Source organism: Nevskia sp. (assembly GCF_051860985.1).
In the GTDB taxonomy this organism is placed as follows: Bacteria; Pseudomonadota; Gammaproteobacteria; order Nevskiales; family Nevskiaceae; genus Nevskia.
The window spans coordinates 36196-50986 of record NZ_JBIMKV010000023.1; the positions used below are offsets into that span (position 1 = coordinate 36196).

At 68.9% G+C, this 14791-nt stretch carries 10 protein-coding genes and 1 pseudogene; 9 read left to right on the plus strand and 2 right to left on the minus strand.

Features of this window, described 5'->3' with window-relative positions; all coding sequences use genetic code 11:
* Nucleotides 1-104 precede the first annotated feature (104 nt).
* Nucleotides 105-1283, plus strand: coding sequence for an efflux RND transporter periplasmic adaptor subunit (locus ACTIGJ_RS17745; RefSeq protein ID WP_439641660.1), 1179 nt, complete (start codon nt 105-107; stop codon nt 1281-1283).
* 15 nt (nt 1284-1298) lie between these two features.
* The gene (locus ACTIGJ_RS17750; protein ID WP_439641661.1) at nt 1299-4538 is read left to right on the plus strand and encodes an efflux RND transporter permease subunit; all 3240 of its coding nucleotides are present in this window, start codon (nt 1299-1301) and stop codon (nt 4536-4538) included.
* 101 nt (nt 4539-4639) lie between these two features.
* Here ACTIGJ_RS17750 and rpsT read toward each other — a convergent pair whose 3' ends face one another.
* A complete protein-coding gene (rpsT, locus tag ACTIGJ_RS17755; RefSeq protein ID WP_439641662.1) occupies nt 4640-4903 on the minus strand; it encodes a 30S ribosomal protein S20 in 264 nt (87 codons plus the stop codon).
* A gap of 290 nt (nt 4904-5193) precedes the next feature.
* Between rpsT and murJ the strand changes: the two genes are divergently transcribed.
* The 4 genes from murJ (at nt 5194) to lspA (ending at nt 11113) form a co-directional block, all read left to right on the plus strand.
* Nucleotides 5194-6744, plus strand: coding sequence for a murein biosynthesis integral membrane protein MurJ (gene murJ / locus ACTIGJ_RS17760; protein ID WP_439641663.1), 1551 nt, complete (start codon nt 5194-5196; stop codon nt 6742-6744).
* A 52-nt stretch (nt 6745-6796) separates the two neighbouring features.
* Nucleotides 6797-7741: a bifunctional riboflavin kinase/FAD synthetase gene (locus tag ACTIGJ_RS17765; RefSeq protein ID WP_439641664.1), complete on the plus strand. Its 945-nt coding sequence runs from the start codon at nt 6797-6799 to the stop codon at nt 7739-7741.
* An 83-nt stretch (nt 7742-7824) separates the two neighbouring features.
* Entirely contained in the window at nt 7825-10614 is a 2790-nt protein-coding gene (gene ileS, locus ACTIGJ_RS17770) for an isoleucine--tRNA ligase (protein ID WP_439641669.1), read from the plus strand.
* Nucleotides 10607-11113, plus strand: coding sequence for a signal peptidase II (gene lspA, locus ACTIGJ_RS17775; RefSeq protein WP_439641665.1), 507 nt, complete (start codon nt 10607-10609; stop codon nt 11111-11113). The genes ileS and lspA overlap by 8 nt, the downstream gene beginning before the upstream one ends.
* Before the next feature lie 16 nt (nt 11114-11129).
* On the opposite strand, the gene ACTIGJ_RS17780 is transcribed toward lspA, so the two are convergent.
* A complete protein-coding gene (locus ACTIGJ_RS17780) occupies nt 11130-12032 on the minus strand; it encodes a LysR family transcriptional regulator (RefSeq protein WP_439641666.1) in 903 nt (300 codons plus the stop codon).
* 93 nt (nt 12033-12125) lie between these two features.
* Between ACTIGJ_RS17780 and metE the strand changes: the two genes are divergently transcribed.
* From metE to glyA, 3 genes and pseudogenes are all read left to right on the plus strand, one after another.
* Entirely contained in the window at nt 12126-14399 is a 2274-nt protein-coding gene (metE, locus tag ACTIGJ_RS17785) for a 5-methyltetrahydropteroyltriglutamate--homocysteine S-methyltransferase (RefSeq protein ID WP_439641667.1), read from the plus strand.
* Nucleotides 14396-14578: a hypothetical protein gene (locus ACTIGJ_RS17790; RefSeq protein WP_439641668.1), complete on the plus strand. Its 183-nt coding sequence runs from the start codon at nt 14396-14398 to the stop codon at nt 14576-14578. Before metE ends, ACTIGJ_RS17790 begins: the two co-directional genes overlap by 4 nt.
* A 48-nt stretch (nt 14579-14626) precedes the next feature.
* Nucleotides 14627-14791, plus strand: a pseudogene (glyA, locus tag ACTIGJ_RS17795) (serine hydroxymethyltransferase); the annotation flags it as partial.

A 14791-nucleotide genomic window follows, 5' to 3' on the forward strand; every position in this document is an offset into this window, starting at 1 on the left:
TGCGGCTGCATCCAAGCGCCATGCTGGCTGCATCCCAGCGCCGCCTGCCCACACATCGATCGACATCGCGCCCGCAGCGGCGGCGTGTCCTAGGGGATTCCTGCATGAGTGCTGTCACCGATCGCCGCGCCGCGACACCCGCCCGCGCCCGGCCGAAACCGTGGCGATGGGTGACCCTTGTGGTCGTCCTGCTGCTGGTCGTCGGCGCAGGGCTGGCCTTGCGCGGCGGCAAGACCGAGGCCACTGCGGCCGAGAAGGACTCGAAGTTGCCCGCCGGGCCAATGGAACTGGCGGCAGCCGACGTGGCGCAGATCGAGCAGCGGGCGCTGACGCGGCGGTTGCCGCTGTCCGGCACCCTGCGGCCGCTGGTGCAGGCCAGCGTCAAGGCGCGGGTCGCCGGTGACCTGCTGGCGGTGCAGGTCCGCGAAGGGCAGGCGGTGCAGAAGGGCGAGGTGCTGGCCCGCATCGACCTTCGCAACCTCGGCGCTCAGTTCGACGCCCAGCGGGCGACGCTCGACAAGGCGCGCGCCGACCTGGCGCTGGCCCGCGTCAATCGCGACAGCAATGCCCGGCTGCTGGAGCAGAAGTTCATTTCGCAGAACGCCTTCGATGCCGTGCAGAGCGCGTTCGACGCCGCTGCCGCCAGCGTCAAGGTGGCCGAAGCGCAGCTGCGGCTGGCCCAGGTCGGCGTCGACGATGCCGTGGTCCGCGCGCCGATCGACGGCGTCGTGTCGCAGCGGCTGGCGCAGCCGGGCGAGAAGGTCGCCGCCGACACGCCCCTGCTGGCGATCGTCGATCTGCGCCGCCTGGAACTGGAAGCGCCGGTGCCGGCCTCGGACGTGCCGGCGGTGAAGATCGGCCAGCCGCTGCGCTTCACGGTCGACGGCTATCGCGAGCGGACCTTCGAGGCGACAGTCGAGCGGATCAATCCGGCGACCGATGCCGGCACCCGGGCGATCAGGCTGTACCTGTCGGTCGACAACGCCGATGGCGCGCTCAAGGGCGGCATGTTCGCGCAGGGCGATCTGCTGCTCGATCCTTCGGCGCCGGTCGCCACCGTGCCGGCGGCTGCGATACGCCGCGATGCCGGTGTTCCCTATCTGCTGGTGATCGAGGACGGGCACCTGCGGCGGCAGGCAGTGACGCTGGGCATCGAGGCCAACGACGGCGCGTTCGTCGAGCTGCGCGACGGGCCGCCGGTCGGCACGCCGGTGCTGGCGGCGCGCATCGACAGCCTGCAGGACGGCGCTGCCGTGACCGTGCCGGCACGCGCCGCGCGCTAGACCGGAGCGACCGTCATGTGGATCACCCGGATCAGTGTCAGCCAGCCGGTGTTCGCGACCATGGTGATGGTCGCGCTGCTGGTGCTGGGTGTGTTCTCGTACCAGCGGCTGCCGGTCGAGAAGCTGCCGGATGTCTCGGTGCCGGTGCTGAGCATCTCTATCGCCTATCCCGGCGCGACGCCGGAAGCAGTCGAAAACGATCTGCTGAAGCCGATCGAGGAAGCGGTCAATGCGGTCGAGGGCGTCAAGCGCATCTGGGGCACGGCGCGCGAGGGCGGCGGTTTCCTGTCGATTGAGTTCGATCTGTCGGTCGACATCGGCCGGGCGACCCAGGAGACCCGCGACAAGGTGGCGCAGATCCAGCCGGGCTTCCCGCGCGAGGCCAAGCCGCCGCTGATCTCGCGCACCAACGAGGACGAGAACCAGCAGCCGATCATCAACCTGGCGCTGTACTCCGAAACCCGCAGCCTGCGCGAGATCTCCACGCTGGTTGACCAGGTGGTGGTCAAGCGGCTGCAGAACGTGCTGGGCGTCGGCAGCATCGCGGTTGGCGGCCAGTCGACGCGGCAGGTGCAGGTGTTCCTGAAGCCGGCAGCGCTGGAAGCCGCGCGGATCGGTGTCGATCAGGTCATCGCCGCGATCCAGGCGGCCAATCAGGATCTGCCGGCCGGCGCCATCTCCCGGGGCGACCGCGAGCAGCTGGTGCGCATCGAAGGGCGGATCAAGCAGCCGGCGCAGTTCGGCCGCATCGTCGTCGCCCGACAGAACGGCGTGCCGGTGCATCTGGACGAGATCGCCGAAGTGGTCGACGGCGAGGCCGAGGAAACCTCGATCTCCCGCGTCGACGGCCGGCGCGCGGTGACGCTCGACATCCGGAAAGTGCAGGGCGCCAACATCGTCAGCGCCGCGCGCGGCGTCGGCCAGGCGATCGAGCGGCTGAAGGCCGAGCTGCCGGCCGATGTGCGGATCGTGAAGATCTACGCCACTGCCGACGATATCACCGCCTCGGTCGAACAGGTCAAGGAAACGATCCTGGAAGGCGGCGTGCTGACTGTGCTGATCGTCTTCCTGTTCCTGCATTCGTGGCGCTCGACGATCATCACCGGCCTGACCCTGCCGATCTCGGTGGTCGCCACCTTCATCGCGCTGCACGCCTTCGGCTTCACGCTGAACTTCCTGACCCTGATGGGCTTGAGTCTGTGTATCGGCCTGCTGATCGACGATGCGATCGTCGTGCGCGAGAACATCGTGCGCCACCTGGCGATGGGCAAGTCCCACGTCCGCGCCGCGCTCGACGGCACCCGCGAGATCGGCCTGGCCGTGACGGCCACCACCTTCGCGATCCTGGCCGTGTTCGTGCCGGTGGCGTTCATGAGCGGCATCATCGGCCGCTTCTTCTTCCAGTTCGGCATCACGGTGGCGGTCGCCGTGCTGGTGTCGCTGTTCGTCAGCTTCACGCTCGACCCGATGCTGTCGGCGGTCTGGCGTGATCCGGTCAAGGATCGCTTCAAGTACGCGCCGTGGCTGGGGCGGCTTATGGACCGGCTGGAGCGGCGCATCGAGGCGCTGCACGTGGTCTACGGCCGGGTGCTGGCCTGGGCGCTGCGCACCGAGCGCCGGCGTGTCTGGCTGCCGATCTTCGGGCTGGCGCATGCGGCGCGCCGTCTGGACTGGCGGCAGATCGGCACGCTGTCGAATCGCGGCATCGTGCTGTGGATCGCCGCTGCGACGTTCTTCGGCAGCTTCGCGCTGCTGCCGTTCATTGGCAGCGAGTTTTTCCCGCGCGGCGACGAAGGCTTCACCTCGCTGCGCATCAACACGCCGCTGGGTTCGAGCCTCGAATACACCGATGCCAAGGCGCAGCAGGTGGAAGCCTTGCTGCGCGAGTTCCCGGAAATCGAGACCATCGCGACACAGGTCGGCACCGAGGAAGGCAAGAACTACGCGCGCCTGAACCTGCGGCTGACCGATCGCGCGGTCACCCATCGCCGGCCGCAGAAGGACATCGAGAAAGCGATCCGCGCGCGCATCAAGCAGGTGGCCGGTGTCGAGCTAACGGTCGGCTTCGGCGGCTCGATCTTCATTTCGCTGCTCGGCCCGGAGCCGGCGAAGCTCACCGAGATCACCCAGGCGGCGATGGCGGAGATGCGCAAGATCCCCGGCATTTCCGACCTCGAAAGCAGCGAGAAAGGCGCCAGCCCCGGCATTGCCGTGCGCATCAACCAGGAACTGGCCAGCGATCTCGGCCTGAGCAACGCCCGGATCGGCGCCGCGCTGCGGCCGCTGGTGGCGGGTGACCAGATCAGCCGCTGGCTGGCCCCGGACGGTCAGAACTACGAGGTGATCGTGCGGCTGAAGAAGGCTGATCGCGAGGTGGCCGGCGATCTCGGCCAGCTGGCGCTGACCAGCACCCGGCTCGATGCCGATGGCGCGCCGCTGCTGGTGCCGCTGCGCCAGGTCGCCGACTTCGTGCCGATCGCCAGTCCGCAGCAGATCAAGCGCCAGAACCTGCAACGCCGGGTGTCGATCTACGCCAATGCCGAGGGCCGTCCGGCCGGCGATGTCGGCGAGGACATCAAGAAGATCATCCGCAACTGGCCTCTGCCGCCGGGCTATCGCTGGGAGATCGGCGGTCAGCAGGCCGATCAGGATGAATCCGGCGCCGCCGCGCTGGCCGCGATGGGGCTGGCGGTGATCTTTATCTACCTGATCCTGGCCTCGCAGTTCGGCAGCTTCCTGCAGCCGATCGCGATCATGGTGTCCTTGCCGCTGTCGCTGGCCGGCGTATTCATCGCGCTGCTGGTCACCGGCACCACGCTGAACATGTTCTCGATCATCGGCTTCATCATGCTGATGGGCCTGGTCACAAAGAACGCGATCCTGCTGGTCGACTTCGCCAACCAGGGCCTGCGTGAAGGCCGCAGTCTGCGCGAGGCGCTGCTGGACGCCGGCCAGGTGCGCCTGCGGCCGATCATCATGACCACCCTGGCGATGATCTTCGGCATGCTGCCGATGGCGATCGGCAGCGGGGCAGGTGGTGAAACCAATGCTGCGATGGGCCGTGCAGTGATCGGTGGCGTGATCACCTCGAGCTTGCTGACCCTGGTCGTGGTGCCGGTGCTGTACACCTACCTGCAGCGGATCGGCGAGCGGGCGACGCGCTGGTTCAGGCCGGCCGATGAAGACGGCGACGCACCGGCTGCTGCGGGGGCTGCACCCGTGCTTGGGCTGATGGCGCCGCGCGACGATCGATAGGGCAGACGCGGGGCGACACGGAAGCGTCACCGGCAGGCCACGCAGGCGCGGCACAACGAAAAACGCGACCCGAAGGTCGCGTTTTGTTTGCAGCCTGATGCTTAGGCGAGCGCCTTGATGTGCGCCTGCAGACGGCTCTTGTGGCGAGCGGCCTTGTTCTTGTGGATCAGGCCACGGTTCGCGTAGCGATCCAGCACCGGCACCATCGCGGCGTAAGCGGCTTCGGCGTCGGCCTTGGCCTTCGCTTCGATCGCGGCGACGACCTTCTTGATGGTGCTGCGGATCATCGAGCGCTGGCTGGCATTGCGCTCGCGGTTCTGTTCGGACTGGCGTGCGCGCTTGCGCGCCTGCGGGGTGTTGGCCAAGGTGAAAACTCCTTAAAGCGGTTTCGATGGTGTGACGGCCTGCGAGGCCGACCGGCGATTCGACCGAAGCCGTGACCGGCAACTGACAAAATCGAAGCGCGCTAGTATCTTCGCCGACCCGCTGCCTGTCAACGGAATCGACCGCCGGCAGCGGTTATGCCGCAGCGCCGGACGGGGAGCGTGCAGACCGGCCGGAACGGCGGGTCGCCTGACGTTTTCGAGGTTCCCTGCGGCCGCTGCGCGAGATCGCTTTCCTTGTCCTGGCCCGTCCTGACGCATCCGCCCCATCCATGTCGAAAAGCCTGCTCAAGTCCAGCGGCGTCGTCGGCCTGCTGACGCTGCTGTCGCGCCTGCTCGGCTTCGTCCGCGAAGTCATGCTGGCGACCGCCTTCGGCGCCGGCGCTGCGATGGATGCCTTCCTGGTCGCCCTGATGATTCCGAACTTCGGCCGCCGCATGTTTGCCGAAGGCGCGTTCGCCCAGGCTTTCGTGCCGGTGTTCACCGAGGTGAAGACCACCGGCAGCCACGACGAGGCGCGCGATCTGGTGGCCGTCGTGCTCGGTACGCTCGGCGGCGTGCTGAGCCTGGTCACCGTGATCGGCTGCCTCGGCGCGCCGGTGCTGGTCTGGCTGTTCGCATCGGGTTTCGCGGCCGATCCCGCGCAGCAGGCCCTGGGCACCGAGCTGCTGCGCTGGACCTTCCCGTACCTGATGTTCATCTCGCTGACCTCGATGGCCGGCGGCGTGCTCAATGCCTATGGCCGCTTCGCGGTGCCGGCGTTCACGCCGGTGATCCTGAACCTGTGCCTGATCGCCACCGCGTTCATCGACGCCAGCTCGGTGCAGGTGCTGGCCTACGCCGTGTTCGTCGCCGGGGTGCTGCAGTTCGCTTTCCAGCTGCCGCTGATGGCAAAGCTCAGGCTGCTGCCGAGGCCGCGTTGGGCCTGGGGCGACGGCCGGGTGAAGCGGATCGTCACCCTGATGGTGCCGGTGATGATCGGCTCCTCGGTCGCCCAGATCTCGCTGCTGCTGAACACCAACCTGTCGACCCAGGTCGGCCACGGCTCGGTCAGCTGGCTGTACTACGCCAACCGGCTGATGGAATTTCCGCTCGGCATCTTCTCGATCGCGGTCGGCACCGCGATCCTGCCGGCGCTGTCGGCGCAGCACGCGAAGAAGACGCCTGAGGCGTTCTCGGCGACGCTCGACTGGAGCCTGCGGGTGATCCTGCTGATTGGCCTGCCGGCGGCGCTCGGCCTGTGCCTGCTGGCCGGGCCGCTGGTCGCCACCGTCTACGGCCATGGCGCATTCACCGCCGAGGACGTGCGGATGACCACCTGGGCGCTGTGGGCCTACGGCGCCGGCTTCATGGGCTTCTCGTTCGTCAAGGTGCTGGTGCCGGGTTTCTACGCGCGCCAGGAAACGAAGACGCCGGTGCGCTACGCGATCATCAGCCTGGTGGTCGGCATGGCCTTGAGTCTGGCGCTGTTCGCTGGGTCGAAGCTGCGGGCCTTCGAAGGCGCGCATGTCGGCCTGGCGCTGTCGACCTCGCTGACCGCCTGCCTGAATGCCGCGCTGCTGTTCGCGCGGCTGCGGCGCGATGGCATCTACCGCGGCCGGCCCGGCTGGGGCCTGTTCGGCCTGCGGCTGCTGGTTGCCAACGTCGCGATGGCGGCCGCCGTTCTGTGGCTGGCCGGCGATCTCGCCAGCTGGCTGGCGGCCGGCGAATGGGCGCGCGGCGGGCGCATGCTGGTACTGATCGGGGTGGCGATGCTGGTCTATTTCGCGGTGCTCGCAGCGAGCGGCCTGCGGGTTCGCCACTTCCGCGGCAGCACCCAATAAGCCGCTGATCCGCCTTTATAATCCGCGTCTTTCCCGAGCCATCCTTCCCGCCATGGAGCTGATCCGCGGACTGCACAACCTCGCGCCGCGACATCGCGGCAGCGTGGTGTCGATCGGCAACTTCGATGGCCTCCATCGCGGCCATCAGGCGCTGATCGCGCGGCTGCGGATGCTCGCCGGCGAGCACCGGCTGCCGGCCACGGTGGTCTGCTTCGAACCGATGCCGCGCGAGTATTTCCAGCGCGACAATCCGCCGCCGCGCATCGCCGACCTGCGCGGCAAACTGCGCGATCTGGCCGCGTTCGGCGTCGATCGCGTGCTGCTGCTGCCGTTCGGGCCGAGGCTGGCGGCGATGTCGGCCGAAGCCTTCGTCCGCCAGGTGCTGGTCGACGGCCTCGGCGCCCGCGCAGTGATCGTCGGCGACGACTTCCGCTATGGCGCCAGGCGGGCCGGCGATCTGGCGTTGCTGCAGGCGATCGGCGCCGGTGCCGGCTTCAGCGCCGAAGGGCTCGGCACGGTCACGCTCGATGGCGCGCGCAGCAGTTCCACCGGCCTGCGCGCGGCGCTGGCCCTGCCGGATCTCGATGTCGTCGAACGCCTGCTCGACCGCCGCTACCGGATCACCGGCCGCGTCCGTCACGGCCTAAAGCTCGGTCGCGAGCTGGGCATGGCCACCGCCAACCTGCATCTGCGCCGGCCACCGGCGCTGGCGCATGGGGTCTATGCGGTCAAGGCCTACTGGGACGAAGCCCCGAACGGCCTGCCCGGCGTCGCCAGCCTCGGCGTGCGGCCGACCCTGGGCCTGACCACCTGTCTGCTTGAAACCCACGTGTTCGACGCCAGACCGAACCTGTACGGCCGCGAGCTGGCGATCGAATTTCACAAGTTCCTGCGTCCGCAGCTCACCTTCGACGGGCTCGATGCACTTGCCGCGCAGATGCAGGCCGACGGCCGCGATGCGCGCACCCATTTCACCGCCGAGCTGATGCCCTCGTGAACGACACCGTCAAAGACGCCGCCCCGGCTGCCGCCGGCCCGGACTACAAGCAGACGCTGAACCTGCCGCAGACCGAATTTCCGATGCAGGCCAACCTGGCCGCCCGCGAGCCGAAGATGCTGGAGCGCTGGGAAGCCGACGGCCTGTACACGCAGATCGATGCCGCCACGCGCGACCGGAAGCCCTATTGGTTCGTCGACGGCCCGCCGTACGCCAACGGCGACATCCACATCGGCCACGCGGTCAACAAGGTGCTGAAGGACATGATTGTCAAGGCCGCCCGCCTCGACGGCTACCACGCGCCGTTCACGCCGGGCTGGGACTGCCACGGCCTGCCGATCGAACTGCAGGTGGAAAAGAAGTTCGGCAAGGTCGGCGACAAGCTGAATGCCGCTGAATTCCGCGCCGAGTGCCGCAAGTACGCCGGCGAGCAGATCGCCCGCCAGCGCGCCGATTTCAAGCGGCTCGGCGTGCTCGCCGACTGGGAAAAGCCGTACCTGACGATGGACCCGATCTTCGAGGCCGAGCAGTTGCGCGTGCTGTCGCGGATCGTCGCCAACGGCCACGTCACCCGCGGCTTCAAGCCGGTGCACTGGTGTCTGGACTGCGGCTCCTCGCTGGCCGAGGCGGAAGTCGAGTACCAGGACAAGACCAGCTTCGCGATCGACGTCGGCTTCCTGTCGACCGACCCCGCCGCACTGGCCGCCGTGTTCGGCGCCAGCGGGAGCGCGCCGATCCGCTTCGTCATCTGGACCACGACGCCGTGGACGATCCCGGCCAACAAGGCGACCTCGGTCAATCCGGAACTGGACTACCTGCTGGTCGAGATGGGCGAGCACGGCCATCTGGTGCTGGCCGAAGGCCTGCTCGAAGCCTGCGCCAAGCGATATGGCGTGGCCGCAGCCGTGGTGCTCGGCCGTGCCAAGGGCGCGGCGCTGGCCGGCCAGACCTACCGCCATCCGTTCGATGCGGCGGGTGCGGCCCTGCCGATCCTGTGCGGCGAGCACGTCACGCTCGACGCCGGCACCGGCTTGGTCCACACCGCACCGGCGCATGGCGTCGACGACTACAACATCGGGGTCGCCAACGGCATCGCGGTGGAAAGCCCGCTGATGGGCACCGGCGTCTATGTCGCCGGCACGCCGGTGGTCGGCGGCCTGCATGTCCGCAAGGTCGACGAGCCGGTGATCAACGCGCTGCGCGAGACCGGTGCGCTGGTGCATGCCACGAAGTTCGAGCACAGCTATCCGCACTGCTGGCGGCACAAGTCGCCGCTGATCTTCCGCGCCACGCCGCAGTGGTTCGTGTCGATGGATGGCAACGGCCTGCGCCCGCAGGCGCTGGATGCAATCGCCAAGACCGAGTGGATTCCCGGCTGGGGCGAGGACCGCATTCGCGGCATGGTCGCCGAGCGTCCGGACTGGTGCATTTCGCGGCAGCGCACCTGGGGCGTGCCGATGGCGGTGCTGGTCGATCGCCGCACCCAGACCCTGCACCCGGATTCCCCGGCGATCCTCGGCCGGGTGGCCGATGCGGTGGCCGCGCGCGGGCTGGAGGCCTGGTTCGGTTCCAGCGTGTCCGACTGGATTGACCGCGATGCCGAGCACTACGACAAGTGCCCGGACACGCTTGACGTCTGGTTCGATTCGGGCTCCGTGCACCAGTGCAGCTTCGTCGCCAATCATCCGGGCGCGCTCGATGCCGATGGCTTGGCACCTCAGGCCGACATGTACCTGGAAGGCTCGGACCAGCATCGCGGCTGGTTCCAGTCGTCGCTGCTGACCTCGGTGGCGATGCGCGGCCGCTCGCCGTACAAGGCGGTGCTGACGCATGGCTTCACGGTCGACGAGAAGGGCAACAAGATGTCGAAGTCGCTGGGCAATGTTGTCGCCCCGCAGACGGTCACCAAGACGCTCGGTGCCGACGTGCTGCGCCTGTGGGTCGCGGCCAGCGACTATTCCGGCGAAATCGCGATCAGCGACAACCTGCTGAAGCGCATCGCCGACGCCTACCGACGCATCCGCAACACGGTGCGCTACCTGCTGTCGAACCTGCACGGCTTCGATCCGGCGCAGCACTTGGTGGCGCCGGACCAGCTGCTGTCGATGGACCGCTGGGCACTTTCAGAGCTGGCCCGCGTGCAGGGCGAGATCCAGGCCGCGTACGGCGCCAAGCAGTTCCATCAGGTCTATCAGCTGCTGCACAACTACTGTGCGGTCGATCTCGGCAGCCTGTACCTGGACGTGCTGAAGGACCGGCTCTACACCCTGCCGGAAGCCAGCCATGCGCGCCGCTCGGCGCAGACCGTGCTGCTGCACATCGCCGAGGCGATGGTCCGCTGGATCGCGCCGATCCTGTCGTTCACTGCCGACGAGATCTGGGCGCTGCTGCCGGGCGATCGCAGCGGCAGCGTGTTCATCCAGACCTGGTATCCGGTGCCGACGGTGGCGGCGAACCCGGTCTCCGATGCCGGCTGGACCGCGCTGCTCGAAGCCCGCGAAGCGGTCAAGAAGGAACTGGAAGCCCTGCGCGCCGCCGGCACCATCGGCTCTGCGCTGGACGCCGATGTCGCGCTGTATGCCGATGGCGAGTCGGGTGCGGCGCTGACCGCCATCGGCGACGAACTGCGCTTCTGGTTCATCACCTCGGCGGCCTCGGCCGCGCCGCTGGCACATAAGCCGAACGATGCCCGCGAAGCCCGGCTGGCCGGCGGCGGCTCGCTCTGGATTGCCGCCCGCGCCACGTCGGCCGATAAGTGCGGCCGCTGCTGGCATCGCCGGCCGGATGTCGGCCAGCACGTGGGCCATCCGTCACTGTGCGGCCGCTGCGTCGCCAACATCGACGGCCCGGGCGAGGTGCGCCGGCATGTCTGAGGCCCGCGCCGCGAAGAAGCCGCTCGACAACCTGCGTCTGCTGTGGATCGCGGCGTTCGTGATCGCCGTCGACCAGCTCACCAAGCACTTCGTCGACCGCGCGCTGGTGCTGTACGACAGCATCGCGGTGCTGCCGCATTTCAACCTGGTGCGGCTGCACAACACGGGGGCTGCGTTCTCGATGCTCAACACCGCGCCGGCGGCGATGTTCATCGTGCTGAGCAGCGCGGTCAGCATCGGCATCCTGTGGTGGCTGCGCAGCAACCGCCACGGCCAGCTGCTCAATGCGCTGGCCTTCGTGTTCGTGCTCGGCGGCGCGCTCGGCAACGCCATCGACCGGGCGACGCGCGGCTATGTGCTGGACTTCATCCAGTTCTTCGTCGGCGACTGGCACTTCGCGGCGTTCAATGTCGCCGACGTGGCGATCACCTTCGGCGCCGGCCTGATGATCCTCGACCTCATCCTGCAGTCGGTGCGCCGCCCGGTGCCGCCGGCCTGAGACCGCGCCGCCGGCCTCAGCCGAAGCCGCTGCTGCGGACCTTGGCCAGGAAATCCTGCAGGTAGGCCTTGGTCGACAGGCTCTCCGGGATGGCGGCATACAGCTCGCAGTGCAGGCCCTCGGCGCCCAGCGGCTTGCTGACCACGTAACCCTTCTCCAGGTACGGCCGGACGCTCCAGCTGGGCAGCGCGGCCACGCCGCGGCCGCTGGCGACCAGCTGCAGGATCGCCACCGTCAGCTCGGCGTTGCGGCGGCGCGGCCGGATGCCGGCCGGTGCCAGGAAGTGGCGGACGACGTCGAGCAGCGCGTCGTCGACCGGATAGCTGATCAGCGTCTGGTCGGCGAAGTCCTGCGGGTCCAGATGGCTGCGCGCCGCCAGCGGATGGCGCGGCGACAGGATGGCGACGGTTTCGTAGCGGAACAGCCGCTCGGCCGCGATGCCGGCGCGCGGTGGCGGCGCGTCGTGGATCACGCCGAAGTCGGCCGCCCCGGCCTCGACCAACGCGCCGGCGTCGGACTGGAAGCCGCTGACCAGGTCCAGCTCTACTTCCGGCCAGTGCTCGCGGAAGGCGTCCATGGCCGGCATCAGCCAGTCGAAACAGGTATGGCATTCGACCGCGATCCGCAGCTGGCCGCCGCGTCCCGACACCCACTGGGCGACGTCACGCTCCGCATCGGTGACACCGCGCAGCACCTCGCGGGCCAGCGCCAGCAGCCGCGCGCCGGCCTGCGTGAAGCGGATCGGTTTGGTGTTGCGCTCGAACAGCGGCGTTCCGTAATGCGTCTCCAGCGCCTTCAGCTGGTGCGACAGCGCCGACTGGGTGACGAACACGCGATCGGCCGCCTTGCCGAGCGAGCCGGTGTCGGCCAGCGCCGCGAGCGTCTGCAGGTGGCGGATTTCCAGCTGGGATTGAGCCATGAATTTCGTTCAAGAGTTTGATTAGAACGCTGCGATTGAATCATGGGTCGGCGCTCGCGACCATGCGCGCCTCGTTCACACCTGCCTGCCGCCATGACCGTCGCCCACATCCTCGGCTTTCCCCGCATCGGCGCCCGCCGCGAACTCAAGACTGCGGTCGAGGCGCACTGGACGGGCAGCCTGCCGGCGGAATCGCTGCAACAGGCTGCCGCCGACCTGCGCGCCCGCCACTGGGCGCAGCAGCGGGCGGCGGGGCTGGACTACGTCACCGTCGGCGATTTCGCGTTCTACGACCATCTGCACAACGCGACGGCGCTGTTCTCGGCGGCACCGGCCCGCTTCGGCTTCGGCGAACGGATCAGCCTGGCCGACTACTTCGCGATGGCCCGGGGCACGCCGCAGCAGCCGGCGCTGGCGATGAAGAAGTGGTTCGATACCAACTACCACTACCTGGTGCCCGAGATCGGCGCGCAGACCCGGCCGCGACTGAACCGCGACTGGCTGCTGCCCGAAGTGCACGAGGCGCTCGCCCTCGGCCATCCGGTCAAGGTGGTGCTGCCCGGGCCGCTGACCTGGCTGTGGCTGGCCGACGCCGAACCCGGCTTCGACAAGCTGTCGCTGCTGTCGCTGCTGCTGAACGCCTACTTCGCGCTGCTGGCCGAACTGCGGCAGCTCGGCGTGGCCTGGGTGCAGATCGACGAACCGATCCTGTCGCTGGACCTGCCGGCGGCGTGGCTCGCCGTCTATCCGACCGTCTATCGCGAACTCGCCGGCGCCGGCGCGCCGCTGCTGCTGGCCAGCTACTTCGGCGCCGTCGATGCGCATGCCGGCTGGCTCAAGGACCTGCCGATCGCCGGCCTGCACCTGGACCTGGTGCGGGCGCCGCAGCAGCTTGATGCCTTTCTCGACGGCTGGCCGCAGGACAAGATCCTGTCGCTGGGCGTGGTCGATGGCCGCAATCCCTGGCGCACCGATCTGGTGGCGGTGCTCGGCCGCCTGAACCGGGCGCACACCGCGCTGGGCGAACGTCTCTGGGTCTCGGCGTCGTGCTCGCTGCTGCACGTGCCGGTGGATCTGGACCAGGAGCGGAAGCTGGTCCCCGAGCTGCGCCGCTGGCTGGCCTTCGCTGCGCAGAAGCTCGACGAGATCGGCCTGCTGAAACGGGCGCTCGACCAGGGCCCGGAGGCGGTCTGGAAGGCGCTCGACGAGGCCAGTCGGGCGGTCGAGCGCCGCCGGTCGGCCGCCAGCACCTGCGTGCCGGCGGTGCGCGCGCGGGTCGCCGCGCTGACCGAGGCCGATGCGCGCCGCGAATCGCCGTTCGGCGAGCGCATCCGGGCGCAGCGCCAGGCGCTCAAGCTGCCGCCGCTGCCGACCACCACCATCGGCTCGTTCCCGCAGACGGCGGAAATCCGGGCCGCCCGCGCGGCGTTCAAGGCCGGCACGCTCGACGAGGCCGGCTACCGCAGCGCGATGGAAGCGGAGATCGCGCACGCCGTCCGCCGCCAGGAGGCGCTCGGCCTCGACGTGCTGGTGCACGGCGAAGCGGAGCGCAACGACATGGTCGAGTACTTCGGCGAGCAGCTGGCCGGCTACGCGTTCACCGAATTCGGCTGGGTGCAGAGCTATGGCTCGCGCTGCGTGAAGCCACCGATCATCCACGGCGATGTCTGGCGCCCGCAGCCGATGACGGTGGCCTGGTCGCGATACGCGCAGAGCCTGACCGACAGGCCGATGAAGGGCATGCTATCCGGCCCGCTGACCATGCTGTTCTGGAGCTTCGTGCGCGACGACCTGCCGAAGCGCGAGGTGGCGCTGCAGCTGGCGCTGGCGCTGCGCGACGAGGTCTGTGATCTGGAAGCCGCCGGCATCCAGGTGATCCAGATCGACGAGCCGACGATCCGCGAAGGCCTGCCGCTGAAGCGCGCCGACTGGCCGGCCTATCTCGACTGGGCGGTGCAGGCGTTCCGCATCACCGCATCCGGCGTCAGGGCCGAGACGCAGATCCACACCCACATGTGCTACTCGGAGTTCAACGACATCCTGCCGGCGATCGCGGCGCTGGATGCCGACGTCATCACCATCGAGACCTCGCGGGCGCGGATGAAGCTGCTCGATGCCTTCGGCGACTTCCAGTACCCCAACGACATCGGCCCCGGCGTCTACGACATCCACTCGCCGCGCATCCCGGCGCGCGAGGAGATGCACGAGCTGCTGCAGCGAGCGCTGGCGGTGGTGCCGGCCGAGCGGCTCTGGGTCAACCCGGATTGCGGGCTGAAGACCCGCAGCTGGCCGGAGGTCGAGGCGGCGCTGTCGCGGATGGTGGCGGCGGCGCGGGAGCTGCGAGCCGCACTGCCCGGTGCCGCATGACCGCCGCCATCCCGAACGCCGGCGACCGGTCCGCTGCCGTGGCGGCCACCCCGGCGGCGACGCCCGGCGACGACCCGCTGGCGCGCTACATCCACGCCGACGATGACGACGCCGATCTGAACCCGGCGTGCGAACCGCCGTCGGGCGCCGCCTGCGGCTGCCATCGGCCCGGCTGCTGACGGCGCCGCTGCCGAAGATCTTCCATTCACCTTCCAGGATTCCTGTCCATGTTCACCCACGCCCCGACGCTGGCTGTATCTGATCCCGAACTCAACGCAGCGCTGGTCGCCGAAGCGGGGCGGCAGGAAGCGCACATCGAGCTGATTGCATCGGAGAACTACGCGAGCCCGGCGGTGATGGAAGCGCAGGGCGGTCAGCTGACCAACAAGTAC